Origin of the sequence: Luteibacter sp. RCC_6_2, from assembly GCF_041360655.1 — a bacterium.
GTDB lineage: Bacteria > Pseudomonadota > Gammaproteobacteria > Xanthomonadales > Rhodanobacteraceae > Luteibacter.
Window position 1 is genome coordinate 15,785 of the sequence record NZ_JBFUPQ010000022.1, and the last position, 25,608, is coordinate 41,392.

Here is a 25,608-nt window from a genome sequence, read left to right on the forward strand (position 1 = left end):
CCGACCCTGTCGGCGATAGGCGCTACAGGGTCGCCAAAAACGCCTCCAGCACCGCCCCACGATAACGCTGCCGATGCAACAACACCGACAGCATCCGCCGCAAGTCGAGAAACGGCGTCGGCAGCACCGCGATCCGCCCTGCCCGCACCGCGTCGCCCACGGCCACCTCGGGCAGGCAAGCGATGCCCAGTCCCGCGATCACCGCCTGCTTGATCGCCTCGGACTGGTCCAGTTCCAACACGATGCTTCCTTCCGGCAGTTCCGCCAGCGCGCGTTCGCTCAACGCGCGCGTCGCTGAGCCGCGCTCGCGCAAGACCCAGCGCTCCCCGGCGAAGTCCTCCCGGCGCAACCGCTTCTTGCGCGTCAACGGATGCTCGGGCCGGGCGCACACCACCAGGCGATCCTCCTTCCATGGTCGAACCTCCAGCGCCGGATGCGCTACCGGTCCCTCGACGCAGCCGATATCGAAGTCATGGTCGAGCACCCCCTGGGCGATGCGCGCGGTATTGGCGACACCCAACCGAAGCGACACACCCGGATGCGCCGCCGCGAATACCCCAAGCAGGTCACCAACGAGATAATTGCCCACGGTATTGCTCGCGCCGACGCCGATCTCACCGGCGAGTTCGGCGATCGTGCCTTGCGCGCGCCGACCGAATTCCGCGTGCCGCTCCAGCAATTCGCGCGCGAGCGGCAACAGGTCGCGACCGCGGTCGTTGAGACGCAGCCGACCACGTTCGCGGGCGAAGACCGGCGAGCCGATCTGCCGTTCCAACTCGGCGAGCGCCATGCTCACGGCCGGTTGGCTGAGAAACAGGCGGTCCGCCGCGGCTCGCACACTACCGGCCGTGGCGACGGCCACGAAAACATCGAGTTGGCGCGGGCTGATCGCATGCATAAGCAATACTTATACCTTCGATAAAGTATTTTCAATATGCTTATCGATTGTCGTCGCCGAGAATGGGCTGGTTCCCCCGTCCAGGATGTCCCGTGTCCGCCGTCGCCGCTCCCTCTCTCCCCTCTTCTCGCCTGCCCGGCATAGGCCTGGCCTTCGCCGTGGCCGCCGTCGCGTTCTGCCTGGGACGCGTCATGCCCCTGGTGGGTGGCGCCGTGTTCGGCATCGTGCTCGGAATCCTCGTCCGCCAGTTCGCGCCGCCATCGGCCCGCTTCCTTCCCGGTATCCGCTTCGCCTCGAAGCAGGTCCTGCAATGGTCCATCATCGCCCTCGGCTTCGGCCTCAGCATCACGCAGGTCGCCCATACCGGCCTGGAGTCGCTATCGGTCACCCTCGCGACCGTCGCCGCCGCCGGTCTCGCGGCATGGCTGCTTGGCCGTCTCCTTCGCGTGCACGACACCCTCAAGCTGCTGATCGGCGTGGGCACGGCCATCTGTGGTGGCTCGGCCATCGCGGCGATCGTGCCGATCGTGAAACCGGATGAGCACGACACCGCCTTCGCGATCTCGACGATCTTCCTGTTCAATCTCGTCGCCGTACTGCTGTTTCCGGCGCTCGGGCATTGGATGGGACTGTCCGACCTCGGCTTCGGCCTGTGGGCGGGCACGGCGATCAACGATACGTCGTCCGTCGTCGCCGCCGGGTACAGCTACAGCCACGCCGCGGGAGACTACGCGACCATCGTGAAGCTGACGCGTGCGACCCTGATCATTCCCATCTGCCTGGTCATCGCCCTGGTCGTGGCCTGGCGCGAGAAGCGCGGCGGTGCCACCGGCTTCAGCCTGGCCAGGATCTTCCCGTGGTTCATCCTGTGGTTCCTCGTGGCCTCGGCGATCCGCACGGCGGGCGTGATTCCCGAGGCCGCCTTGCCGGTGATCCATTTCGCCGCCGAGTGCCTGATCATCGTGGCGCTCACGGCCATCGGCCTGTCCGCCGACCTGCGCCGGATGGCGTCGACCGGGCCGCGGCCTATCCTGCTAGGGCTGGGTGTCTGGGCGGCGGTGGCGTTGACCAGCCTGCTTGTGCAGCATCTTATCGGGCGGTGGTAAGAGCATCGCCGCTGAAGCGGCTCCCACGACAGCCCGCATGCCACAGGACAGTGGCGGGCTGCCACGACATGGCGACCATGGTGGGAGCCGCTTCAGCGGCGATGGCCTTCGATCAAGGCCAGCAGCCGCAGGTTCAACGCATGCTGCTGCGCCTGCCACTCGGTGAGCTTGTGACCGTCCGCCTCGACCTGCCCATCCATCGCGCTCAGCCGCCGCTTCCACCAGGACTTGTAGCGATACCTCGAGATCTCGCCGGTGATATCGCTGCCGATGAGCCGGCCGCGCACGGCGCCGATGATCGCCGCGCCGCCAGCCTCGCTCAGCGTGCCCTGGTCCCAATTCGTCATCGCGACATCGGGGGCGTAGGCATCCTTGTCGATCGACAGGTAGACGGGCTCGCGCTGGGTCCGCTGCGAGTCGACGAAGGCATCGACCATCGCCTCCGTGCCGTCGAACGAACGAAACGCCGCGCCAAGCCCTAACCGTGCCGCCCAGGCCACATCCACGCCAGCAGACCAGTAAGTGAGCCGGCCCGCGCGCAACGGCGCCAGATAGTTTTCCCACGCATGCTTGCGGCCGATATCGCCGGATGTGATGCCCACGACATGCACGTGGCTGACGCGCGGCAACGCGGCCACCCGGCGCACCCACGACCCGCAGTGCACGCCGAACGGAAAGCGCATGTTGTCGGGGTGGTTGTCGATCACCACCACCTGGAAACGCCAATCGCCGGGGACGCGCTGCACCAGCGGCAACGTCAGGTGATGGAAATCGCCGCTGCCGAGGAACACGGTGCCGTGTTCGCGTGGCAGCGTACCGGCGAGCAGCTGGCTGAAGCGGTGAAGCCGGCGCATGGAACAGCCGAAGCGGATCGGCTCCTCCCAATCGCGCAGCGGCAACAGGACACGTCCGGCCAAGGGGCCGACGGAATCGTCCAGGTCAAGAACGACGGGCTGCCGCATCGGGAACCTCCCACTGGCCATCCGGCTCGAAGCGATGCGCGAAGCGGCGCAGTAGCGCGCGCAACAAAGGATTACGCACGAACACCGCATGCCGGGTCAGGTGAAAGCGCGCTCCCAGCGACGCCTTCACGGCAGGATCGCTCCAACCCGCCACGTAGTGGGTCAATCCCCGCGCCAGCGCGTACTCCAGGTTCACGAACCAGCTCACGAAATAGAGGTCGAGTTCGCGTGCCGCCGGATAGGCGAAACCGACGTACTTATCGAGCAACTTGCCTTGATGTTCGTAGCAAAGATTCCACCCCACCAACGCACCATCGGCATGGTAGGACATGACGATCCCGCCCGGATCACGCAGCGCGGCAGCGAAGAAATCGCGCGAGAGCTTGTCGAAGTGGACGTCGCTTTGCGCGTACACGTTCTCGAAGAGTGCGTAATACGCGTCCACGCCGGCATCGCTCGTGAAGGCCTCGCCGGTAGGAGTCACCGACACGGACAGGCGATCGCGCGAGCGGAGCTTCCGGCGCAGGTTCTTCCTTCGCGACGACGACAGGCGACCGAGGTATTCCTCGATCGATGCAAAATCGATCGGCACGTAGGCGAGCGCCTGGCCCTCGACGATCAGGTAGCCACGCGCACGCGCGGCATCGACGAAGCGGTTCGTCCAAGCCCGGTCGGTGACGGCGGTCAGCGGCGAATCGAGGGCGAGATCCTTGACCACCAGCAACGGATGCGCGCGACCCGGCCCACGGGCCAAGGCCTCCGCGACGGCGACGGGATCACTGTCCCTGGCGAACAGGGAATATTCGGAAACAGTGGTTCCGGCGAAGCAGGTGCGAGGGGTCGACAACCGCTTCAGCAGCCGCTGGAAGGGCAAGGCCGCCACGCGTCGCCGCAGGTCGTCGTCGGCGGTGGTCAGCAGGTCGAACGGCGCCACGAAAAGTGGCGCGCCATCCGCCGCACGGACAGGGATGAAACCGTGCGGCGGATGACGCTCGAAGTGCCCGAGCAAAGCATCCGGCTCGAGCTGGTTCACGAACGCCATGGTTGGCTGCCGGGTATCAGCCGCGCTTGGCCAGCGTGAGGAGCTGGTCGAGCAACGCAATGGCGAGGTCGATTTCGTCGTGGCTGATATCGAGCGACGGTGCGAACGTGATCACGTTCTTGTACCAGCCGCCCACGTCGAGCACGAGACCGATCTTCTTGCCTTCGTGAGTGAGACCGCCGGCCAGGCCGATGTCGACCATGCGGTCGAGCAACGCCTTGTTCGGCGTGAAGCCGTCGTCCGTGCAGATCTCGGCACGCAGCGCCAGGCCGAGGCCGTCCACGTCGCCGATTTCCTTGTGACGCTTCTGCAGGTCACGCAGACCGTCGAGGAAATGCTTGCCCTTCTCGGCCACCCGCGTGCCGTAATCGAGTTCGTAGCCCATCTTGATCACTTCGAGACCCAGGGCGGTGCCCAGGGGGTTCGAGTTGAAGGTGGAATGCGTGGAACCGGGCGGGAACACCGTCGGGTTGATCAGCTCCTCGCGAGCCCAGATACCCGACAACGGATTGAGCCCGTTGGTGAGGGCCTTGCCGAACACGAGCACGTCGGGCGTCACGCCGAAATGCTCGATCGACCACAGCTTGCCGGTGCGCCAGAAACCCATCTGGATCTCGTCGACCACCATCAGGATGCCGTACTTGTCGAGCACCTTCTTCAGGTCGATGAAGAAGTTCTTCGGCGGGATGACGTAGCCGCCGGTGCCCTGGATCGGCTCGACGTAGAACGCCGCGTATTCGGCTTCGTTGACCTTCGGGTCCCATACGCCGTTGTATTCGGTTTCGAACAGGCGCTCGAACTGTCGCACGCAGGCATCCGAATACTCCTCCGCCGTCATGCCCTTCGGGCGCCGGAACGGATACGGGAACGGGATGAACATCGCGCGCTCGCCGAAGTGGCCGAAGCGGCGGCGATAGCGGTAGCTGGACGTGATGGCGGAGGCGCCCAGGGTGCGGCCGTGGTAACCGCCCTCGAACGCGAACATCAGGCTCTTGCCACCACGTGCGTTACGCACGAGCTTGAGCGAATCCTCCACCGCCTGCGCACCGCCCACGTTGAAGTGCACGCGGCCGTCGAGGCCGAACTTCTGCTTCGCGTCGACCGCGATGGTCTTCGCCAGTTCGATCTTGCCCTGGTGAAGGTATTGGCTGGCCACCTGCGGCAGCAGGTCGATCTGCGCCTTCAGCGTGTCGTTGAGCCGCTTGTTGCCGTAGCCGAAGTTGACCGCCGAATACCACATCTGCAAGTCGAGGAACGGGATGTTCTCGCTGTCGTAGATGTAGCTGCCTTCGGCGTGGCGGAAGATCTTCGGCGGATCGACGTAATGCACGGTATCGCCGAAGGAGCAGTACTTCGCCTCGTCGGCGAGCAGGGTCGCATCGTCGATGACGAGGGGCGCGTTCTTGGTGAGGATGTTCATGCAGGCAGTTCCTGGGGGTTCGCCGCGGGGAGGGGCATGACGGTTCGCGGAGGCAGGCGTCCGTCGAGAAGATCGGGAAGGAGTTCGAGCGCCTCGTCGAAGCTGGCGATGGGCGCGTACGGGATGCCGGCGGCGCGGCAATGTTCGATCAGGCGATTCTTGGCGAAGACGAAATCGACGCGGTCGGCTGCGCAGAAGTCGGAGGCGCCGTCACCGATCAGCAGGGTCTTGCCACCGCGCGCCCGCGCCGCGTCGACACGCGCGCACTTGCAGGTGCCGCTGCGGCAGCCCTGCACGCTGTACGGCGAGGTGAGGTTCCAGTCGCGCTCGCCGACTTGCAGCAGGTGGTTGGCGACCGTCGGCAGGCGCGGGATGCCGTGGTTGGCCAGGATCGCGTGGATCGCATGGTCGATGCCGTCGCTCACGATCTCCATCGGGATGCCGTGCTCGATCGTCGCCCTCACGAAGGCGGCGAAGCCGTGGTCGATGCGCAGGCCACCGAGATGGCGCTGGAGTTCGATGTGGCTCATGTCGAGCAAGGCGACCTGCCCCGCCATGCAGACCGCCGAGCCGATCGTCCCGGCGCGCCAGTCGCGCTCGAGGATTTCCCACCCCGGCCGCCCGTAGCGGTCCAGCAGCGAGTCGATGACGTCCTCGACAGCTATCGTGCCGTCGAAGTCGCAGAGGATGTTCCAGGAGGGGCTGAGCACGTGGATGAGCCGTTGACCAGTTTGCAGCGAAGGCTAGGGCCGCATCCTTTCCAAGCCCTTTCCCCGTGCCGGAAGCCATATGTAAGAATCGATGTGGCATGCTTCGGTGCTCATCCGGCTCCGGTTCCCGCGCATGCGCCGTTCGCGCCTCGTTTTCCCCGTCCTGCTCCTGGTGGCCGCGACCGCCCACGCCGGCGACGACGACACCCCCAGCTATGCCTTCGGCGCCGGCATGCAGCGGATGCCCGCGTGGCAGGGCTCGAAGGACCGGCGCAACCAGTCCCTGCCCTACGTGGACATCGACCTGCCCGGCAAGGGCGAGCTCTCCACCGCCGACGGCCTCACCATCGACCTGATCTCCGGCGAGCACTGGCACGGCGGCGTCTACGGGAACTGGTTATGGGGCCGCACGCATGACGACCTGGGGCGGCTCGGCGGCAAGGTCGCCTCGCTGTCGCCACGTTTCCAGGGCGGCGGATACCTGGAATACGCCTTCGACAAACGCTTCAGCGTGGGAGGGCATGTCGCCCACGACACCAACGGCGCGGGCGCCTATGCGGCGCTGTACGCCGATTATCGGTTGCCGGACGTCTGGTACATCCAGCATTCGATCGAATTGCAGGTGGAGGGCATGAATGGCCGGGCGATGCGGCGCTTCTACGGAGTGACCCCGGACGAGGCATCCGCCCTGGGCACGACGGCATGGCGGCCCGGCGCCGGCTGGCAATCGGCGGACCTGGAATACGACGCCTTCATTCCCACCTCGCGGCAGACCGGCTTCGCCCTGGCCGTTTCGTACGGACGGCTATACGGGAACGCCGCGGCGAGTCCATTGGTCCGCCAGTTCGGTTCGGCCCGGCAGGTGACGGAAACCCTCGCCTTCGTCTACCACTTCTAGACGGCGGTATCGGCGTTCAGGTCGTCGCGCTCCTGGGGCGCCGGGACCGCGAACAGCACGCCGATCATCACCAGGTGGGCTGCCGCCGAGAGGAAGGGCGACCACGCCGTCGAGATCACCTGGTAAGGAAGGATGTCGCCGATCAACACATTGGCGAGGTTCCAGCCCCAGTGCAGGCCCACCGCCAGCCACAGCGAGCCGGTACGAACCACGGCCGTGGCATAGGCCAGGCCGAAACAGAGCAGCATCGTCCACTCCGCGGGACCGGCGCCGAGCCGATGGACGTGGTTGAGCACGTAGAACGCGGCGGACGCGAGTACGAAGATCCATGGCAACCAACGGATGCGCGACGCGCGGAAAAGGAAACCACGCGTGAGGATGTCTTCGGCGACCGAGGGCACGAAGGTCGCGACGAGCGCCCACGGAATCGACGAGAGGAAGGAAACGGCGGCGACCCGTGGCGATTCCGGCGCGAGCGCGGCATAGACGTTGAAGACCATGCCGATGCACACGGCCACGTACTTGAGAAGCAGTGCCAGCGCGAGCCCGCCGGCCAGCAGGACGCCGGCCGACCGGCGCCACTCCAGCGCATACGCATCGTAGCCACGAAAGCCGAGCCAGCGCCCCAGCGGCCAGGCCGCCACGACCACGGCCACCATCAGGGCGGCCTGGACCGTGAAGCTGCCGAGCAACCGCCCGCCGATCCCCTCGGCGGCCTGGTACAGAACGAACAGGATCGCGAAGGCGGTTGCCGCGCGCCAACGATCGCTCTGCGCCATGGAATTCCCTGAAGGTTGCTTGTGCTGCGCGAAGCTTAGGGCCCGAAGGCGTTGCGCGCCATAGGATTTTGATGCTTCAGCGGTCGTCGCGGGTCCAGATCGCGCCTTCGGCTTCCTTCACCGGGAAGACCTGTACCGGCTCGTAGGCCGGTGGACAGGTGACCTCGCCGGACCGCAGGTCGAAACGCGCACCGTGCCGCACGCACTCCACTTCGAAGCCGACGACCGGGCCACCGGCCAGTTCGCCGCCATCGTGCGTACAGACGTCCTCGATGGCGTAGAGATCGCCGTCGATGTTGTAGACGGCGATCGCGGTGTCGCCGTCCCACACCACCCGGTACTCGCCGGGAAGCAGTTCGCTACGCGTGCCCACCCTGACCCAGTCGTTCATGAGCGCCATTCCTTCACCAGGTACTCGAAGCGCAGGTCGTCGCGCTGCGGGAGGCCGAAACGCTCGTCGCCATAGGGGAATGGTTTCGTCCGGCCGGTACGGAGATAGCCGCGCCGCTCGTACCAGGCGATGAGTTCGGCGCGGATATCGATCACCGTCATCTCGACGCGTTCGCATGCCCACTCGTCGCGGGCGATGCGCTCCACTTCCTCGATCACCCGCCGGCCGATGCCCGCGCCCTGTAACGGGGGGTGCACGGAAAACATGCCGAAATAGCAGGTCGCGCCTTGCCGTTCGATGTAGCAGGATGCGGCGACCTCGCCTTCCCGCTCGAACAGCACGAAGTGCCCGTTCTCGCTCGCGAGCAGTTCCCGTATCTCGGCGACGTCGGTACGCCGGCCGTGCAGGAAATCCGCCTCGGTGGTCCAACCCACGCGGCTGGCATCGCCGCGATAGGCGGATTCGACCAGCGCCGCGATGATGGGAGCGTCTGCCAGGGTCGCTTTGCGGAAGGCGTGCTTGGTGGTCATGCGGGTGATCTTAACGGTTCAGAGCAGCAGCTTGCGCACCCGGCCGACCGCCTCGATGAAGCCGTCCACCTCGGCCTTCGTGTTGTAGAAGGCCAGCGAGGCGCGCAGCGTGGCCGGTACGCCGAAGAACTGCATCAGCGGATGGGCGCAGTGGTGGCCCGAGCGGACGGCCACGCCCTGCAGGTCGAGCAAGGTGGCCATGTCGTTGGCGTGCGCTCCCTCGAGCAGGAAGGAAATGACCGGCTCCTTCTCCTTCGCACGGCCGAAGATGCGTACACCCGGCAGGTTCTCGATCGCGTCGGTGGCATACGCCAGGAGTTCCTGCTCGTACGCCTTGAGCCGGTCGAAGCCGATGCCTTCGAGATAGGCGATCGCCGCGGGGATGCCCGCGAAGCCCGCGATGTTCGGCGTGCCCGCTTCGAACCGGTGCGGCGGGTCGGCGAAGACCGTGCCTTCGAAGCGCACTTCGCGGATCATCTCGCCACCGCCGAAGAAAGGCGGCATCGCCATGAGGTGTTCGCGCTTCGCCCAGAGGGCGCCGGTGCCCGTCGGCGCCAGCATCTTGTGCCCGGTGATCGCGTAGAAGTCGCAACCGAGCGCCTGGACGTCGATGCGGCGGTGCGGTGCCGCCTGCGAACCGTCGACCAGCAGCGGAATGCCGCGCTTGCGGCACTCGCGGGCGATCTCACGGACCGGATTCACCGTGCCGAGCACGTTGGAAACGTGGGCGACGCAGGCGAGCTTCACCTCGGGCGTGAGCATCTCGATGTACTTCTCGACGATCAACTCGCCGTTGGCATCGATCGGCGCGGCCTTCACCGTGGCACCGGTACGTTCGGCCACCAGCTGCCAGGGAACGATGTTGGCGTGGTGCTCCATCACCGTGGTGAGGATCGCGTCCCCGGCCTTCAGGCGCGGCAAGGCGTAACTGTAGGCAACGAGATTGATCGCCTGCGTCGTGCCGGAGGTGAGGATCACCTCGTCCCGCGAGGGTGCGTTGACGAAACGTGCGATGGCGTCGCGCGCGGCTTCGTACGACGCCGTGGCTTCCTCGCCCAGCGTGTGCACCGCACGCGCCACATTGGCGTTGTGCTCGCGGTAATGACGGTCGACCGCTTCGATCACCGATACCGGCTTCTGCCCGGTGTTGGCGTTGTCGAAATAGATCAGCGGCTTTCCGTGCACCGTGCGCGACAGCAGCGGGAAATCGGCGCGGATGCGTTCGACGTCCAGCGGCAAGAGGACTGCTTCGGGCTTGGCGTTCATGGCTTGGCTCCGTACTACTTATTCGGCGGCGAGGCTGGTCGGCAGGTGCGCGACCAGCAGTTCGCCAAGATGCTCGCGCAGGGCCTCGTTCGGCAGCGATTCGAGCACGGCACGGCAAAACGCCAGCGTCAACAAGCTGCGCGCCTGGACCAGCGGAATGCCGCGGGAGCGCAGGTAGAAAAGCGAGCGCTCATCGAGCTGGCCGATGGTGGCGCCGTGCGCGGCCTTCACCTCGTCGGCGTAGATCTCCAGTTCCGGCTTGGTATCGATCTCGGCCTGCCCGGACAGCAACAGGTTCTTGTTGCTGAGCGAGGCATCGGTGCCGTCGGCACCCTCGGAGACCACGATCGCGCCACGGAACACCCCGCGCGAGCGCCCGTCGGCGATGCCACGCCACAGGGCATCGGACGCGGTGTTCCGTGCGTTGTGCCGGATCTCCAGCTGCGTGTCGGCATGCTGCCGGCCCGACAGGGCGAACACGCCGCGCGAATCGAAACGCGCCCCGTCGCCCACCAGTTCGGCGTTCACTTCATGGCGGACGAGTGCGCCACCCAGTTCGAGGGCGTGCAAGGTCACCTCGGCCCGCTCGTCGAGGCGAACGTGGCTGCGGCGAACCAGCGTGGTGGCGACCGAGGCGTCCTGGACCACCACGAGGCCCAGGCGCGCGCCTTCGCGGGCGACGACATCGGAGACCAGCGTGCCGAGTTGCGTGGCGGCGCCCGCCGAGACGAAATGCTCGACGATCTCCGCACTCGCGTCCTTCCCGATTTCCACGAGCACGCGGACGTGCCAGGCGCTGTCGCCCTGGATGCCGCTGGAGACGTGCACGATGTGCAACGGTTTCGCCAGGGCGGCACCATCGGGTATGCGGAGCACGAGGCCGTCGGTAGCCAACGCCGCGTTCAAGTGCGCGAAGGCATCGGCGGCGGCGCGGCGGTAACGGTTGGCCAGCGCGAAGCGCAAGGGCTCGGGATGGGTGGACAGCGCACCGGATAACGGGGCCAATTCGACACCGTCGGCATCGAGCGAGGAAAGATCGGCACGAAACGCCCCATCGACGAAGACGACGCGACCGCCCTCGACGCCTGGCAAGGCATACAGCGAGGGATCGATGACGGCGGCAACGGCGGTGGCATGGTCTGCGAGCGCGAACCCACGCTGCGACAACGCACGCAGCGGCGTGTACTTCCACGCCTCGTCACGACCTTCCGGCAGGCCGGTGGCGGCGAAGGCTTCGAGATTTTCCGCACGCGCGGCGTCGAGCCATGCGATGCCGGTCGAGGGAAGCGTGGCGGCGGCGTCCAGTGCCGCCCGCACGAACGGGGACGGCGCGTTGCTCATGCCGGCGCCCCGGCGAGATCCGCCTTGCGCAGTTCCGGATGCGTGTCGGCGAGCCACGCATAGCCCTGTTCTTCCAGCTTCAGGGCGAGGTTCTTGTCGCCACTCTCGACGATGCGGCCACCGGCGAGCACGTGGACGAAGTCCGGCTCGATGTAGTCGAGCAGGCGCTGGTAATGGGTGACGATCACGAAGGAACGATCCGGCGAGCGCAAGGCGTTGACGCCTTCGGCCACCTGCTTCAGCGCATCGATGTCGAGGCCGGAGTCGGTTTCGTCGAGGATGGCCAGCTTCGGTTCGAGCACGGCCATCTGGAAGATCTCGTTACGCTTCTTTTCGCCACCGGAGAAACCTTCGTTGACCGCGCGATGCAGCAGTTCGTCGGAAATCTGCATCACCTTCAGTTTCTCGCGCACCAGCTTGAGGAATCGCATGGAGTCCAGCTCGGCTTCGCCACGGAACTTCCGCTGCGCGTTGAGCGCGGCACGCAGGAAGTAGGTGTTGTTCACGCCGGGGATTTCGACCGGGTACTGGAAGGCGAGGAAGATGCCGACGGCGGCCCGCTCTTCCGGTTCCAGCGCGAGAAGGTCGCGGCCGTCGAAGGTGACGGAACCTTCGGTCACCTCGTAGCCGTCGCGTCCCGCGAGCACGTTGCCGAGCGTGGACTTGCCCGCGCCGTTCGGCCCCATGATGGCGTGCACCTCGCCGGGCTTCACGGCGAGCGAAAGGCCTTTGAGGATCTCCTTGCCCTCGACGCGGGCATGGAGGTTGTCGATCTTGAGCATGTGCATGGCGGTGCTGTCCAATCAGGGCGTGAGGTGCGAGAGCGCGTCGAGCGCGTCGTCGCGGCGATCCCAGGGCACGAAGATGTGGTCGTGCAGGAACGCGGATACGGGGTTGCAGGGAATGCCGCGCTTGGCCAGCGCGGCGGATACGGCGGCCATCATGCCGACGGCGGTGAGGCTGGATTGCACGCGCAACGTGATGCGCGCCCAGAGCAGGCGGTCGCCCTGCGCATCGTCGCCGTCGACATCCACGATCAGCGTCGTGCCCTCGGCTTCGCGGAACATCATCAGCGCGTCGGCCAGGCGCGTCCGCGCCTTCTCGTGCGAAACATGGAGGAAGCGCTTGGGGATCGGGTCGACCTCGGGGTCCAGCGCGGCGAGCAGCGCGCGCAGGTCGGTCAGGCCCGGTGCGGAACCGGCGATACCCATCGTCAGCCCACCGCGCCTTCGAGGGAGACCTCGAGCAGCTTCTTGGCCTCGACGGCGAATTCCATCGGCAGTTCGCGGAACACCTGCTTGCAGAAGCCGTCGACGATCATCGACACGGCGTCTTCCTCGCCGATGCCGCGCGAGAGGCAATAGAACAGCTGGTCGTCGGAGATCTTCGAGGTGGTGGCCTCGTGCTCGACGATCGCGTTCGGATTCTTCACTTCCATGTACGGGAAGGTATGCGCGCCGCACTTCTTGCCGATGAGCAGCGAATCGCACTGGGTGTAGTTGCGCGCACCATCGGCACCCTTCTCGATCTTCACCAGGCCGCGGTAGCTGTTCGAACTGCGGCCGGCGCTGATGCCCTTGGCGACGATCTTCGACTTGGTGCCCTTGCCGATGTGGATCATCTTGGTGCCGGTATCGGCCTGCTGGCGGTGGTGCGTGAGCGCCACGGAATAGAACTCGCCCACCGATCGGTCGCCGCGCAGCACGCAGCTGGGATACTTCCAGGTGATCGCGGAGCCGGTCTCCACCTGGGTCCAGGAGATCTTCGAATCCGCGCCACGGCAATCGCCGCGCTTGGTCACGAAGTTGTAGATGCCGCCGACGCCGTTCTCGTCGCCGGGGTACCAGTTCTGCACGGTGGAATATTTGATCTGGGCCCGCTCCAGCGCGACCAGTTCGACCACCGCGGCATGCAGCTGGTTCTCGTCGCGCATGGGCGCGGTGCAGCCTTCCAGGTACGACACATAGGCGTCGTCCTCGGCCACGATGAGCGTGCGCTCGAACTGCCCGGTGTTGATCGCATTGATGCGGAAGTAGGTGGACAACTCCATCGGGCAACGCACGCCCTTGGGGATGAACACGAAGCTGCCGTCGGAGAACACGGCCGAGTTCAGCGCGGCGAAGTAGTTGTCGCCCGTGGGCACGACGCTGCCGAGGTACTGGCGCACGAGGTCGCCGTGCTCGCGGATCGCCTCGGACATCGAACAGAAGATCACGCCGGCCTCGGCCAGCTCCTTGCGGAAGGTGGTACCCACCGACACCGAGTCGAACACGGCGTCCACGGCGACGCCGGCCAGCTTGGCCCGCTCGTGCAAGGGCACGCCGAGTTTCTCGTAGGTCTCGAGCAGCTTGGGGTCGACCTCGTCCAGCGACTTCGGGCCGGCCTTCGGGGCCGAGTAGTAGCTGACCGCCTGGTAGTCGATCGGTGCGATGTCGAGCTTCGCCCAGTCCGGCTCCGGCATGGTCAGCCAGTGGCGGTACGCGGCGAGGCGCCACTCGGTCATCCACTCGGGCTCCTGCTTGATCGCGGAGAGCTGGCGGACGATGTCCTCGCTCAGGCCGGGAGGCAGGCTGGTGGATTCGATGTCGGTGACGAAACCGGCTTCGTAGCGGCGGTTGAGGGCCGCTTCGACTTCGGCGTTGTCGCGCACCGGGGCTGCCACGTCGCGTGTCATGTTCTCACTCTCGTTCATGCGTTTGCCTGTGCGGCCTGGGCCGCATCCTTGGCCGGCGCCACGGGGCGCCCGGCCAGCATCTGTGCCAGGGTCATGGAACGCAGCACGCCGTCGATGGCCCCGGAGACCGACCGCCAGCTGTCGCTGACACCGCACTGGGACTGCCGGTCGCAATGGCCCTGGGCCACGCTGCATTCGGTCATGCCGATCGGACCTTCCATCGCCTCGACGATGTCGGCGAGGCTGATCGCCTCGGCCGGACGGGCGAGGCGGTAACCGCCGTTGACCCCACGAAACGACTCCACCAGCCCGGCGTGCCCCAGCAGCTTCAGCAGCTTCGAGACCGTCGGCAGCTCCAGGCGCGCCTCTTCGGCGATCTGGGCGGTGCTCAGAACGTCGGCGGGATGCGCGGCGATGCAGGTCATCACCACGGTCGCGTAATCGGTCAATCGGCTGACACGGAGCATGGGGAGGGGATGTCGTCAATACCGGACCAAAATGGTACTGATTTATGGCGGGCAACGCAATGTCGGAAGGCGAACAGGGCCACCCTTCGAGAGGAAATTACCAGTGCCAGCCCTTGTGGAAGTCCTGGTGAGCGCCGTTGTGGGAGCCGACTTTGTCGGCGATCCCGCGGCAGCGGGCCAGTTCGAGGCGAGCACCCATCGCCGACAAAGTCGGCTCCCACAAAGGCGCTTTTATGGTGCAATTTGTCGCACCTTCATGGTGCGTCCGATCATTGCCGAGGTCACCGTCGCAAGCCGCTGCCGCGCCGCACAACGCGTGCAGCCGCTCGCGCCCCACTGGCACGCATCCTGCTCTCCCTCCGGCAGGCCAATCGAAGGGGAAGCGCGCTCCATGAAGTGGATCAACGCGATCATCAAGCCGTTCACGCTGGACGACGTCCGCGAAGCCCTCTCCGAAGTCGGGGTGCAGGGGATGACGGTGACCGAGGTGAAGGGCTTCGGCCGGCAGCACGGGCACACGGAGCTCTACCGCGGCGCCGAGTACGTCGTGGATTTCCTGCCCAAGCTGAAAATCGAGATCGCCGTGACCGACGAGCAGTTGGAGCGGGCCATCGAGGCGATCACCAACGCCGCCCGCACGGGCAAGATCGGCGACGGCAAGATCTTCGTCATCGACCTGGAACAGGCCATTCGTATCCGCACCCAGGAGGTCGACGCCGATGCGCTCTGATGTCATCCGCAAAGCCCTCGCGCCGGCACTCGTCGCCGCCCTCCTCCCCTGTAGCGCCCTCGCCCAGGCAGCCGCTCCAGCGAAACTCGATTCCGGCGACACCGCCTGGATGCTCACCGCCACGATGCTCGTGCTGCTGATGACCATCCCGGGCCTCGCCTTGTTCTACGGCGGCATGGTCCGGGCGAAGAACCTGCTCTCCGTGCTGATGCAGTGCTTCGCCATCACCGCGCTGGTCACCGTCCTGTGGGTGGTCTACGGCTACTCGGTCGCGTTCGACACCACCGGCATGACCGCGGGAACGACCAACCTGCATTCCTTCGTCGGCGGCCTGGGCCACGCCATGCTGGCCGGCCTCAAGCCCGGCAGCCTCTACAACACGATTCCGGAAGCGGTCTTCGTGATGTTCCAGATGACCTTCGCGATCATCACGCCGGCACTCATCGTCGGCGCGATCGCCGAACGCATGAAGTTCTCCGCGCTGCTCGTGTTCACCGCGCTGTGGTTCACGCTGGTCTACCTGCCGATCGCACACATGGTGTGGGGTGGCCCGGGCTCCTTCCTGGGCGACCTCGGCGTGCTCGACTTCGCCGGCGGCACGGTGGTGCACATCAACGCGGGCATCGCGGGCCTGGTGGGATGCCTCGTGATCGGCAAGCGCCGCGGTTATCCGTCCACGCCGATGCCGCCGCACAACCTCGGCTATACGCTGGTCGGCGCGAGCATGCTCTGGCTCGGCTGGTTCGGCTTCAACGCCGGCTCCGCGGTCGCCGCCAACGGCAGCGCCGGCATGGCGATGCTGGTGACGCAGATCGCGACGGCCGCCGCGGCGATCGGCTGGACGGCCATCGAGTGGATCACCCATCGCCGCCCCAGCGTGCTCGGCATCGCCTCCGGTGCCGTCGCCGGGCTCGTCGCCATCACGCCCGCCGCCGGCACGTGCGGCCCCGGCGCAGCGCTGGTGCTCGGCCTCGTCGCGGGTATCGTCTGCTTCTTCTGCGCCACTCGTCTCAAGCGCAAGTTCGGTTATGACGACTCGCTCGACGTCTTCGGCGTCCACGCCATCGCCGGCATCATCGGCGCATTGCTCACCGGTCCGTTCGCGGCCCCCGCACTCGGCGGGTTCGGCACGGTGACCGACCTCGGCCTGCAATTGTGGATCCAGTTCAAGGGCGTGGCCTTCACCGTCGTCTACAGCGCCGTGCTGAGCTACGCGATCTTCAAGGGCATCGCCGTGACGATGGGCCTGCGCGTGGATGAAGAGCAGGAACAGGTGGGCCTGGACATCGCGCTGCATGAGGAGCGCGGTTACAACTTGTCGTGAGTTGCCCCCGGGTGGGAAGCGGCCTTGGCCGCGATCGGGTGTTCGGCAAGAACCGATCGCGGCCAAGGCGGCTTCCCACCCTTCCTACCCTCACCACCCTTCCCCCACCACCCCTCCTACCCATCTCACTCTTACCACTGAAGTGGGGTGGGTTACGGGCGGACGGCGGTTACTTCGATTTCGACGAGGAAGTTCGGGCTTGCCAGTGCGGCCACCTGCATCGCCGAGCGCGATGGCAGGTTCGGTTGCGCCGCGGTGCCGAAGAACTGCGTGTAGCCTGCCATGAAGCCGGCGAAATCCATCTTGCCGCCCTTGGCGGGATCGCCGACCAGGAAGACCTGCATCTTCACCACGTCGCCCATCGACAAGCCCATGCCCTTCAGCTGCTTCTCGATCGAGGTCAGCACGCCGACGGTCTGTGTCTTCGTGTCGCCATAAGCCTGCGGACTGTCCTTCGGGACATTCGCATCGGCCACCGGCGGTACCACGCCGCTCAGGAAGACGAGTGTCTTGCCCGCGGGGATTTCCACCGCGGCGGAAATGGGAAACGTGCTGTTCGGGATCTTGTGCCGTACGACGTCGGCGGCGAGCGCGGGCGTGGTGGTGGTGGTGGCGGCCAGCAGCGATGCGATCAAGATTGGCTTGAGCATGGGTCAGTTGTCCTCGTCGGTGGGAGCGGCAGGGGGACGGAACGGCTTCACGTCATCGGGCTTCAAGGTGTCCGTGTACGCGTTGCCGAAGTGGCTGCGCACATAGTTGACCACGTCCGCGACCTGGGCGTCCGACAGCAGGGGGCCGAAAGCCGGCATGGCGCCACGGCCGTTCATCACCATCACGACCGGGTAAGCCGCCGAGGCGAGCTTGGGGTTGCTCGCCAGCGCCGGATAATGGCCCGCGCCGACGGCACCCTTCGCGTCCGCCATGTGGCAGCCCTGACAGATGTGCGTGAAGATCTGCTGGCCGGTGGCGTGCGGAGCCTCCTTGGCATCGATGAAATCCGCGTCGGTCTTTTGCGCCAGCGCGAGGCCGGGCGTTGCGAGCAAGGCGATCGCAAGGATGATCGTTTTCATGCGTGACCTCCGGCCCGGGCCCGCTGGTGCAGGGCATCGATCGCGGACAGCGACGAAAGGATGGCGCCCTCCTGCCAGGCCGGCAGGTACGACGCGTGCTCTCCCGCCAGGATGATACGGCCGTCCATCGAGCAGATGTCCGCGTAGTGTTTTTCGCGCAAGGCATCGGTCCACCAGCCGAAACAGCCGAGGGTGAACGGGGAACGGTGCCAGGCCACGGCCATGCCGTTCTCGAATGCCGCCGTGTATTGCGGATGGATTCGCGCGCCATATTCGACGGCCTTGCGGATACGCGCCGCCGGGTCGAGCGAGGTGAATTCGTAGGCTTCGGTGAAGAAGGTATATGAACCGAGCAACACGCCTTTCTTCGTGCCGATGCCGTGGCTCGGATAGGAGATCATCCCGATGGGGAGATCGGTGCTCGTGATGCCGCCGTAGATCGCCTCGTCCTCTTCCCAGAACCGTCGCTTGAACTGCAAACCGATTTTCGACGACGCCATATAGGGCACCGCGGAAATCGCCGCCGCCTTCGCCGCCGATACCTGGATCGGAATCTGGCTGAGGATGGACAGCGGGATCGTGCACACGCACCAGTCCGCCTTCGCCTGCCGCGGGGCACCGGGCGTCGTCGTGTCCTCGTAGGTCACGGTCACGCCGTGGCCGTCCTGCGCGATGCCGGTCACCTTCGCGTTGTAGCGGATCACGTTGCCGCCGATCTCGCGCACGAAGGCCTTGCCGATCGCGTCCATGCCTCCTACCGGTTGCATGAGCGTGGTCTGGTACTCGTAGAGTTCGCTCATGCCCAGCGCCTTCCACAGGCGGCCGTTGAGCATGTCGGAGAGTCCGACCGGCGCGGAGAATGCGGGCTTGCCATCCGGACCACCCCCGGCGTCTTTCGCATAACCGCGGTGTTCACTGCTTTCACGCCCGGCGGCATAGCGGTATTTGCGGTCGAGCCCGCCGAAGTCACGCATCGCCTCGAGCAGGATCTCACGATCCTCGCGGCTCACCAGGTCGTCCAGCCGGCCCTTCCCCGCCGCCTTCGCAAGCAACTCGGCCACGCCGCCGTGGAAGTCCGCCTGCACCTCGCGCAGACGCTGCGGCTTGCCGCCGAATGCGTCCTTCCCGTGGATGTAGGCGTTGTGATTCACCTGCACGAAGGGTTCGAGCGGGACGCCGAACCGGCGGCAGTAATCGAGCACGCCGTGGTGGTGGTACGGAATCCTCCACGGCCCGGGATTGAAGTATTGCCCTTCGTCGAAGCGGCATACCTGCTGGTGGCCGCCCAGTTCGGTATAGACGTCGCCGCCGCGGAGCGTCCAGTTACGGCCGCCCGGCCTCGCGTTGTATTCCAGGACCTGCACCGTATATCCGGCCTTGCCCAGTTCGTACGCAGCGACGAGGCCAGCCAGGCCCGCGCCCAACACCAGCACGTTGCCACGTCCGGTACCTTGCAACGGTGGTGGTCGTCGGTACGGGGACTCGGCGGCGAAGCCGAGGTTGGTCATCGCCTGGTACATGAGCGCGCCGCCACCGGCGATACCGATCATCCGCAGGAGATCGCGTCGCGTCATGGACGCGCTTCCACAGTCGTTTTCCACCTACCCGTCCCCCGATAGAAACCCCTGGGTTCCTAGATAACCATACGCTGCACTGCACCACAAGAATCGGATGATATGCACCATGGCGGTGCTATGACAGCGCGCGGCAAAGGCTCTAAGCTGACCGGCGGTATCGTCCTCGCAGAATGTCCATGACCGCCTCCGACCGCTCCGCCCTCCGCCTCGCCTGGGCCCGACACGCCACGGGCGACACCACGCTCGCACTCGAGCCCGCCTCCGCCGATGCAAGCTTTCGCAGCTACTGGCGTGGATATGTCGACGGCCAGCCGGTGATCGTGATGGATTCGCCGCCGGAAAAGGAAAACCCTGCACCGTGGGTGGAGATCGGCGAGCGCCTCGCACGCGCCGGCCTTCACGTACCGAAAGTGATGGTGGCCGATCTCGAACAGGGCTTCCTGCTCATCGAGGATCTCGGCACGCGAACCTATCTTCCCGAACTGAACGACGCGAGCGTGGATGCGTTATACGGCGATGCGCTGGATGCGCTGCTACGCATGCAAGCGCACGTCGATACACAGGGCCTGCCTTCCTTCGACCATGCGTGGCAGACGATGGAACTGGAGATCATGCCTTCCTGGTTCCTGGAGAGACACCTGGGCGTGACCCTGGCATGCGGCGAATGGGACGTCGTGGAAAACGCCTTCACGGCCATCATGCATGTCATCGCGGAGCAACCGCGCGCCTTCATGCATCGCGATTATCACAGCCGCAACCTGCTGGTCACCGAGGAACGGTCGCCCGGCATCATCGATTTCCAGGGTGCGATGTCGGGGCCGATCACCTACGATCTCGCTTCGCTGCTGCGCGATGCGTACATCGTCTGGGACAACGAGCGTGTCGAAGGCTGGGTCGAGGCCTACCGCCTGCGCCTGCTCGACGCGCGGCTGTTGGACGAGACCGTCGACACCGACCGTTTCCGCCGCTGGTTCGATCTCACCGGCCTGCAACGCCACATCAAGATCCTCGGCCTGTTCTGCCGGCTCTGCTATCGCGACGGAAAACCGGGTTACCTCGACGACCTTCCGCGGGTGCTCCGTTACGTGCTCGACACCGCACGGCGCCATGCCGACACCGCACCGCTGGCCGACCTCATCGAGGCGATGGTCGGCGATCGCGACCTGCGCGTCGCGGTGATTGCATGAGGCACGCGTTGATCCTCGCCGCAGGCCTGGGCGAACGCATGCGTCCGCTCACGGAGCACACTCCCAAGCCCTTGCTCGAGGTGAACGGCAAGCCGCTCATCGTGCACCATATCGAGAAGCTCGCCGCCGCGGACGTGCGCTATATCGTCGTCAACACCTCGCACCTCGCGGACCGCTTTCCGGAAGCGCTCGGTGACGGATCGCGCTGGGGCGTGCGTCTCCGCTATTCGTACGAGGGACCCGTGCCACTGGAAACCGGCGGCGGCATGCTCAAGGCATTGCCGCTGCTCGGGCCCGAGCCTTTCATCGTGGTGAGCGCGGATATCTGGAGCGACGTCGACTACGCGGCACTCCCCCGTGAACCGCGGGGCCTGGCCCACCTGGTGATGGTGCCGAATCCCGGCTTCCATCCCCTCGGCGATTTCGCCCTGGCGGCGGGACAGCTTTACGAGGGCGACGGTCCGGCGGGCGCGGAGCGCCTCACCTTCGGCAATGTCGGCGTGTATCGTCGCGAGATCGTCGAAGGAGAATCACCGGGACGATTCAAGCTGTTGCCGATGTATCGGCGAGCCATCGCCGCCGGAAGCCTCACCGGCGAACGGCATGATGGCTTCTGGCGTAACGTCGGCACGCCGGCGCAACTGGATGAACTGCGCCACGTGCTTACGGCAGCCTAGCGGCTACTGGACTGTATCGACACCGAGTTCGCGCAATCGTTCGTGGCCCAGGGCGAACGCTTCGTTGAATGCGCTCGTGATGTCGATGAAATCGTTCGTGCCGGTGCTGGCTTCGATTTCCTCGCCGATGTGATCGAGAATCCGGTAACTGCTGCGGTAGACCTGCTCACCGGCGTTGTCGTATTTCACCGCCTTGGCCACCACTCTGTACTTACTGTGATTTTCCACTGCGCTTCCCTCCCCTATGCGTCGATACTGCCGGGGTAACATGACCGTTGCAAGCGACTTCGACAGCGGAATGGGTTCAGCGTTCCCGTTCACCTCAGCCCGGCGAATGCAGATTGGGCACCGCGGGCAGGCTGGGCTCCGTGGCCACGTCCGACGAAAGCGCCGCCCGCGCCGCTTCACGTGTCATCACCACGATACTGATGCGCCGATTGCTCGCCGCCGCGGGGTTTGCCCTGTCGAACGGCACGGAAGCGGCCAGGCCCACCACGCGTGCGACCTTGTCCGGCTGCATGCCACCCTCGATCAGGGTGCGGCGCGCGGCGTTGGCGCGGTCGGCGGAGAGTTCCCAATTGCCATAGGCGCTGTCCGCGCGGATATAGGGCGCGCTGTCGGTATGGCCCGATATGCTGATCTGGTTCGGAACCTGGTTCACGAAGCCGGCCAGCTCATGCAGGATCTGCACGGTGTAGGACTTCAGTGCACCGCTGCCCGTGTCGAACATCGGCCGGTTCTTCCTGTCGACGATCTGGATGCGCAAGCCTTCCGAGGTGATGTCGAGCAATAACTGGTCCTTGTAGGGCGCCATCGCCTGGCTCTTGGCGATCGCTTCGTTCAGGTCCTTCATGAGCTGTTCGAGGCGGCGCTTTTCCTGCGCCTTGGCCAGCTTGTCGACCTCGCTCTCCGCCGGCTTGGCGAAGGCTTGCTGGTCGCCCGGGCCCTTGGGCAGTTCCAGTGCGCCACCCAGCTTGATCATGCTGGTGCTGGCGCCGCCCGGTCCCATCTTGCCCGAGGGCGCCATGGTCGACTGGCCCTGGGTCATGCTCGGGTTCTTGAAGTATTCCGAGATGGCGGCGCGCTGCTGCTTGGTGCCCGCGCCGACCAGCCACATGACCAGGAAGAACGCCATCATCGCGGTGACGAAGTCCGCGTAGGCGACTTTCCAGACGCCTCCGTGATGGGCATGACCGCCCTTTTTCCGCCTGCGGACGACGATGATCTGTTTCAGGTCGCTCATGCTGGCTTACCGAACGGCCTTGAGGTGCGCCTCGAGGTCCTGGAAGGTCGGGCGGGTGCCCGAATGCAACGACTTGCGCGCGAACTCGACCGACACCATCGGGTTATAGCCGCGCAGGTTGGCGAGCAAGGCCACCTTCACGCATTCGAACGCCTTGCCGTCGGTGCCGACGCGCGCTTCCATCGCGGCCGCCAGCGGACCGACGAAGCCATAGGACAGCAGGATGCCGAGGAAGGTACCGACCAGCGCCCCCGCGATATGCTGGCCGATGACGACGGCGTCGCCATCGATCGATTTCATGGTGATGACGATGCCGAGCACGGCCGCGACGATGCCGAAGCCGGGCAGCGCGTCGGCCATCTTCTGCACCGCCAACGCCGGTACCAGCGCTTCGTGGTGATGCGTTTCCAACTCGACGTCGAGCAGTTGCTCGAGCTCGTGCGGGTCCATGCTGCCGCCCACGATGAGGCGCAGGCAGTCGGTGATGAAGTCGATGAGGTGGTGCTCGGCGATCAACCGCGGATACGCGCCGAACAACGAGCTGGCCGCCGGTTCCTCGATATGCGCCTCCATGCCCAGCTGCCCTTCCTTGCGCATCTTCACGAAGATGTCGTACAGCAGCGACAGGAGATCCACGTAATCCTGCCTGCGGTACTTCGGACCCTTGAACAGGGCGACGGTATCGCGACCGGCCGCCTTGACGACGTCCATCGAATTGCTGCTGATGAAGGCGCCGAACGCCGCGCCGAAAATGATGAGCAACTCGTACGGTTGCCACAGCGCGGCCATCTCGCCGTGCGAGAGCACATAGCCGCCCAGTACCGAGACCAGGACGATAATCGAACCGATGATGACCAACATGACTTCACTTCCTTCCCAGTCCCTTGCTGTATCGGCCGATCCGTCGGCAAATTGAGGAACGCGGTCACGTTTTTCGCAGGTTTCACTCGTCCAGGGCGAAGGGTCCGGGATAGCGGGGGAAAACCAGGCGGATGCGCGTGCCGACGCCGGTCTCGCTCTCGATCTCGATCGCCCCACCCGCCTGCGCCACCATCCCGTAGACCTGGGCGAGGCCAAGACCGGAACCGCCCTCCTTGGTGGTGAAATAGGGCTCGAACAGGCGCTGGCGCACTTCCTCCGCCATGCCCCCACCCGTATCCGCCACGCTGACGAAGACCTGGCGCAAACCACCGGCTTCGTGGGCGAGTCCGGGCAGGCGTTCATCGCCGACGCGCTCGCCGACCTCCATCACGATGTTCCCGAAGCCCCCCATCGCGTCGCGCGCGTTCAGGCACACATTCATCAATGCCTGTTCCACGCCGTGGCGATCCAGCCACACGGGCAACGGGCCCGGCTGACGAAGCACCTCGATCCCCACGCGGCCGCCCAGGCCATGCCGGGCGAAATCCGCGAAAGCCATGACCAGGTCGCCGAGGTCGACCGCCTCCGGCTGGGCGTACTGGTTGCGCGCGAAGGCCAGCAGGCGCCGGGTCAACGCCGTGGCGTGCCTCGCCCCTTCCACCGCATACGTGATCATCCGGCGATGCCGGGGCGACAGTTCATCCGAGTCGTCCTGCAGGCCTGAGAGACTGACGATCACCGTCTGCAGCATGTTGTTGAAGTCGTGCGCGACCCCGCTCACCAGCTGGCCGATGGCCTGCTGCTTCTGGGCCTGGCGCGCGCCCGCCTCGGCCAGGTCGCGCGCACGGTTGGCCAGGTCCAGTTGTTCGCGGACGCCGGCGAGCCGGCTTTCGGCGTCGCGCCTCGCCCCATGCTCGGTCTCCAATCGTTCCAGCAAGGTGCCGTACTGCGTCGTGGCCGAGACCGACCGCGCCACGGTCTCGTTGAGCCGCTCCTGGAGCAACTCGATGATGGCTTCCAGGGCGGCCTGGAGTTCCACGCGCTCGGTCACGTCCCGGCTGATGACGATGAAATGGTCGAGGACATCGCCGGCCACGACCGGGGCCACCATGACCTCCCACCATCGGGAAGGCCCGTCTCCGGTTCTGCGTGCACTGACGAAGTCGACCCTTTCGCCCGCCCCGGCCCGGTCCAACACGCCGGTGACCATGTCGCGCGCCTCCGCGGGCCACAGGTCGAGCCAGCGCATCCCGACCAGTCGATCGGTACCTTCGGGAGCCAGCGCGGCGCAACCCAAACCCGCCACGAAGCGAATGACGCCATCGCGGTCGAGTTCCTTCATGCAGTCGGAGGATGCCTCGACGAACTGCCTGTAGCGCCCGTCCCCTTCGCTCATGTTATGTCGCTACCCCTCGTCGCCCGTCGGTATCACGCGCTGCGTGACGGCCCGCTGTCAAGTTGGACAAGCGGCAGGGAGCCCAGGGACTCACACGTCGTCATCGAAGCCGGTCTCGCCTTCGGCGAACACCGGCGCACCGTCCTCTTCGACACCCAGGACCAGGCCCAACGCCTTCTCCGCCGCCGCGGCGGCACTGTCCTCATCCCGGAAGCTGCGGTTCTCGTAGACGGCGAAATAGCTTGGAAAGCTACCGTCGGCCGGATGCGCGGACAGAAGCGCGGTGTATCGGGAGCCCTCGCGGGTGGCGCCGCTGCGCAATGTGAAGCCGGGAAATTCGCGTTCTGCCATGGATCGGACCTCGAAGGGGAACGAAAGTCTAGCGTAGCCGGGCGGTTGCCAGCGCTCTTGCATGGAACTCCTTATGAGTCAAGGAATTCGTTCAGGAAATCGGCACTTGCTCCCATGGAAGTTTGTAGGGTATTTCCTACAACAAGCGCCTCACCTATCGATGCACGAGGGCGCGATTCAGGGGAAAACAGGGGCAGTACAACATGAACGTCATCACCACCACGTCGCCGTCGCGGCGCCTTGCGTGGACCGTCGCCACCGTACTCGCGCTTGCCGGCATCGTCGGCTTGGCACTCGCGCCACGGGTGGCACTCGCCATCCCGCGTACGGCGATCCAGATGGTCTACGCCTGGCTTTGCGCGTCGCTCGTGGGCTCCGCCTACGTCGTGGTCACACTGGCCAACGACGCGGAAGGCGCCACCGAGGATAGCGACGATTTCTGATCTCAGGGATGGGGTATGACCAAGAAAGGAGCCCGCCATGCGGGCTCTTTTTTTTTGCGTTCGCCCCCAACCCTGGTGGAAAGCCGACCTTGGTGGGAGCCGACTTTTGTGGGAGCCGACCTTGTCGGCGATCCCGCGGCAGCGGGCCAGTTTCTTCTGCATGGCTCGGCTTCGCCCTCGCGTTGGGGTGTGCGAGCAGAGCCGTCGGCCGCCACCCTCGTCGCTCCGGTTCCACCGTCGCTCGGGAAAGGGTGCCGCTTGCGCG

The 25,608-nt window shown here is 65.8% G+C and carries 29 protein-coding genes; 7 read left to right on the top strand and 22 right to left on the bottom strand.

The window, feature by feature from the left end:
* Positions 1–22: 22 nt before the first annotated feature.
* Positions 23–898: a LysR family transcriptional regulator gene (locus tag AB6730_RS18150; RefSeq protein ID WP_371024999.1), complete on the bottom strand. Its 876-nt coding sequence runs from the start codon at positions 896–898 to the stop codon at positions 23–25.
* A gap of 62 nt (positions 899–960) precedes the next feature.
* Here AB6730_RS18150 and AB6730_RS18155 point away from each other — a divergent pair, with 62 nt between their 5' ends.
* On the top strand, positions 961–2,004 hold the full coding sequence (locus AB6730_RS18155) for a YeiH family protein (RefSeq protein ID WP_371025000.1): 1,044 nt from the start codon (positions 961–963) through the stop codon (positions 2,002–2,004).
* A gap of 92 nt (positions 2,005–2,096) precedes the next feature.
* Here the strand turns inward: AB6730_RS18155 and AB6730_RS18160 are convergent, their stop codons facing one another.
* From AB6730_RS18160 to AB6730_RS18175, 4 genes are read right to left on the bottom strand one after another with little or no spacing between them, the layout of a single operon-like run.
* On the bottom strand, positions 2,097–2,966 hold the full coding sequence (locus AB6730_RS18160) for a hypothetical protein (protein ID WP_371025001.1): 870 nt from the start codon (positions 2,964–2,966) through the stop codon (positions 2,097–2,099).
* Complete coding sequence (locus tag AB6730_RS18165) at positions 2,944–4,008, bottom strand: GNAT family N-acetyltransferase (RefSeq protein WP_371025002.1); 1,065 nt, start codon at positions 4,006–4,008, stop codon at positions 2,944–2,946. The genes AB6730_RS18160 and AB6730_RS18165 overlap by 23 nt, the downstream gene beginning before the upstream one ends.
* 16 nt (positions 4,009–4,024) lie before the next feature.
* The gene (locus AB6730_RS18170; RefSeq protein ID WP_371025003.1) at positions 4,025–5,428 is read right to left on the bottom strand and encodes an aspartate aminotransferase family protein; all 1,404 of its coding nucleotides are present in this window, start codon (positions 5,426–5,428) and stop codon (positions 4,025–4,027) included.
* A complete protein-coding gene (locus AB6730_RS18175) occupies positions 5,425–6,138 on the bottom strand; it encodes an HAD-IB family phosphatase (protein ID WP_371025004.1) in 714 nt (237 codons plus the stop codon). Before AB6730_RS18175 ends, AB6730_RS18170 begins: the two co-directional genes overlap by 4 nt.
* Positions 6,139–6,271: 133 nt before the next feature.
* Between AB6730_RS18175 and AB6730_RS18180 the strand changes: the two genes are divergently transcribed.
* On the top strand, positions 6,272–7,036 hold the full coding sequence (locus AB6730_RS18180; RefSeq protein WP_371025005.1) for a MipA/OmpV family protein: 765 nt from the start codon (positions 6,272–6,274) through the stop codon (positions 7,034–7,036).
* On the opposite strand, the gene AB6730_RS18185 is transcribed toward AB6730_RS18180, so the two are convergent.
* From AB6730_RS18185 to AB6730_RS18225, 9 genes are all read right to left on the bottom strand, one after another.
* On the bottom strand, positions 7,033–7,815 hold the full coding sequence (locus AB6730_RS18185; protein WP_371025006.1) for a lysostaphin resistance A-like protein: 783 nt from the start codon (positions 7,813–7,815) through the stop codon (positions 7,033–7,035). The two genes, AB6730_RS18180 and AB6730_RS18185, sit on opposite strands and share 4 nt — an antisense overlap.
* A 76-nt stretch (positions 7,816–7,891) precedes the next feature.
* Complete coding sequence (locus tag AB6730_RS18190; protein ID WP_371025007.1) at positions 7,892–8,206, bottom strand: non-heme iron oxygenase ferredoxin subunit; 315 nt, start codon at positions 8,204–8,206, stop codon at positions 7,892–7,894.
* On the bottom strand, positions 8,203–8,736 hold the full coding sequence (locus AB6730_RS18195) for a GNAT family N-acetyltransferase (protein ID WP_371025008.1): 534 nt from the start codon (positions 8,734–8,736) through the stop codon (positions 8,203–8,205). Before AB6730_RS18195 ends, AB6730_RS18190 begins: the two co-directional genes overlap by 4 nt.
* An 18-nt stretch (positions 8,737–8,754) precedes the next feature.
* Positions 8,755–10,002: an aminotransferase class V-fold PLP-dependent enzyme gene (locus AB6730_RS18200; RefSeq protein WP_371025009.1), complete on the bottom strand. Its 1,248-nt coding sequence runs from the start codon at positions 10,000–10,002 to the stop codon at positions 8,755–8,757.
* Positions 10,003–10,020: 18 nt separating this feature from the next.
* Positions 10,021–11,343 carry a Fe-S cluster assembly protein SufD gene (sufD, locus tag AB6730_RS18205; RefSeq protein ID WP_371025010.1) on the bottom strand — a complete coding sequence of 441 codons (1,323 nt, stop codon included), beginning with the start codon at positions 11,341–11,343 and terminating at the stop codon, positions 10,021–10,023.
* On the bottom strand, positions 11,340–12,125 hold the full coding sequence (sufC, locus tag AB6730_RS18210) for a Fe-S cluster assembly ATPase SufC (protein ID WP_371025025.1): 786 nt from the start codon (positions 12,123–12,125) through the stop codon (positions 11,340–11,342). The genes sufD and sufC overlap by 4 nt, the downstream gene beginning before the upstream one ends.
* 21 nt (positions 12,126–12,146) lie before the next feature.
* Positions 12,147–12,554, bottom strand: a complete 408-nt coding sequence (locus tag AB6730_RS18215; protein ID WP_371025011.1) for an ACT domain-containing protein — start codon at positions 12,552–12,554, stop codon at positions 12,147–12,149.
* Between the two features lie 2 nt (positions 12,555–12,556).
* The gene (gene sufB, locus AB6730_RS18220) at positions 12,557–14,017 is read right to left on the bottom strand and encodes a Fe-S cluster assembly protein SufB (RefSeq protein ID WP_371025026.1); all 1,461 of its coding nucleotides are present in this window, start codon (positions 14,015–14,017) and stop codon (positions 12,557–12,559) included.
* 14 nt (positions 14,018–14,031) lie between these two features.
* Positions 14,032–14,484 carry an SUF system Fe-S cluster assembly regulator gene (locus AB6730_RS18225; RefSeq protein WP_371025012.1) on the bottom strand — a complete coding sequence of 151 codons (453 nt, stop codon included), beginning with the start codon at positions 14,482–14,484 and terminating at the stop codon, positions 14,032–14,034.
* A gap of 391 nt (positions 14,485–14,875) precedes the next feature.
* Between AB6730_RS18225 and AB6730_RS18230 the strand changes: the two genes are divergently transcribed.
* Positions 14,876–15,214, top strand: a complete 339-nt coding sequence (locus AB6730_RS18230; protein ID WP_371025027.1) for a P-II family nitrogen regulator — start codon at positions 14,876–14,878, stop codon at positions 15,212–15,214.
* Positions 15,204–16,538 carry an ammonium transporter gene (locus tag AB6730_RS18235; protein ID WP_371025013.1) on the top strand — a complete coding sequence of 445 codons (1,335 nt, stop codon included), beginning with the start codon at positions 15,204–15,206 and terminating at the stop codon, positions 16,536–16,538. Before AB6730_RS18230 ends, AB6730_RS18235 begins: the two co-directional genes overlap by 11 nt.
* A 152-nt stretch (positions 16,539–16,690) precedes the next feature.
* Here AB6730_RS18235 and AB6730_RS18240 read toward each other — a convergent pair whose 3' ends face one another.
* The 3 genes from AB6730_RS18240 to AB6730_RS18250 are packed head-to-tail and all read right to left on the bottom strand — an operon-like array spanning position 16,691 to position 19,182.
* Positions 16,691–17,188, bottom strand: a complete 498-nt coding sequence (locus AB6730_RS18240) for a RidA family protein (protein WP_371025014.1) — start codon at positions 17,186–17,188, stop codon at positions 16,691–16,693.
* A gap of 3 nt (positions 17,189–17,191) precedes the next feature.
* Complete coding sequence (locus AB6730_RS18245) at positions 17,192–17,608, bottom strand: cytochrome c (protein ID WP_371025015.1); 417 nt, start codon at positions 17,606–17,608, stop codon at positions 17,192–17,194.
* Positions 17,605–19,182 carry a flavin monoamine oxidase family protein gene (locus AB6730_RS18250; RefSeq protein ID WP_371025016.1) on the bottom strand — a complete coding sequence of 526 codons (1,578 nt, stop codon included), beginning with the start codon at positions 19,180–19,182 and terminating at the stop codon, positions 17,605–17,607. The genes AB6730_RS18245 and AB6730_RS18250 overlap by 4 nt, the downstream gene beginning before the upstream one ends.
* 179 nt (positions 19,183–19,361) lie before the next feature.
* Here AB6730_RS18250 and AB6730_RS18255 point away from each other — a divergent pair, with 179 nt between their 5' ends.
* Together AB6730_RS18255 and murU are read left to right on the top strand one after the other, a co-directional pair.
* A complete protein-coding gene (locus AB6730_RS18255) occupies positions 19,362–20,372 on the top strand; it encodes an aminoglycoside phosphotransferase family protein (protein ID WP_371025017.1) in 1,011 nt (336 codons plus the stop codon).
* Positions 20,369–21,049 carry an N-acetylmuramate alpha-1-phosphate uridylyltransferase MurU gene (gene murU, locus AB6730_RS18260; protein WP_371025018.1) on the top strand — a complete coding sequence of 227 codons (681 nt, stop codon included), beginning with the start codon at positions 20,369–20,371 and terminating at the stop codon, positions 21,047–21,049. Before AB6730_RS18255 ends, murU begins: the two co-directional genes overlap by 4 nt.
* Positions 21,050–21,052: 3 nt before the next feature.
* Here the strand turns inward: murU and AB6730_RS18265 are convergent, their stop codons facing one another.
* From AB6730_RS18265 to AB6730_RS18285, 5 genes are all read right to left on the bottom strand, one after another.
* Entirely contained in the window at positions 21,053–21,277 is a 225-nt protein-coding gene (locus AB6730_RS18265) for a hypothetical protein (RefSeq protein WP_371025019.1), read from the bottom strand.
* Positions 21,278–21,371: 94 nt separating this feature from the next.
* Positions 21,372–22,292 carry a flagellar motor protein MotB gene (gene motB, locus AB6730_RS18270; RefSeq protein ID WP_371025020.1) on the bottom strand — a complete coding sequence of 307 codons (921 nt, stop codon included), beginning with the start codon at positions 22,290–22,292 and terminating at the stop codon, positions 21,372–21,374.
* Positions 22,293–22,298: 6 nt separating this feature from the next.
* Positions 22,299–23,153 (bottom strand): flagellar motor stator protein MotA, encoded by an 855-nt coding sequence (gene motA, locus AB6730_RS18275; RefSeq protein ID WP_371025021.1) that lies wholly within the window; start codon positions 23,151–23,153, stop codon positions 22,299–22,301.
* Positions 23,154–23,235: 82 nt separating this feature from the next.
* Positions 23,236–24,549, bottom strand: coding sequence for an ATP-binding protein (locus AB6730_RS18280; protein ID WP_371025022.1), 1,314 nt, complete (start codon positions 24,547–24,549; stop codon positions 23,236–23,238).
* A 90-nt stretch (positions 24,550–24,639) separates the two neighbouring features.
* Positions 24,640–24,900 carry a hypothetical protein gene (locus AB6730_RS18285; protein WP_371025023.1) on the bottom strand — a complete coding sequence of 87 codons (261 nt, stop codon included), beginning with the start codon at positions 24,898–24,900 and terminating at the stop codon, positions 24,640–24,642.
* A 203-nt stretch (positions 24,901–25,103) separates the two neighbouring features.
* Between AB6730_RS18285 and AB6730_RS18290 the strand changes: the two genes are divergently transcribed.
* On the top strand, positions 25,104–25,343 hold the full coding sequence (locus AB6730_RS18290) for a hypothetical protein (protein WP_371025024.1): 240 nt from the start codon (positions 25,104–25,106) through the stop codon (positions 25,341–25,343).
* The last annotated feature ends 265 nt before the right edge of the window (positions 25,344–25,608 follow it).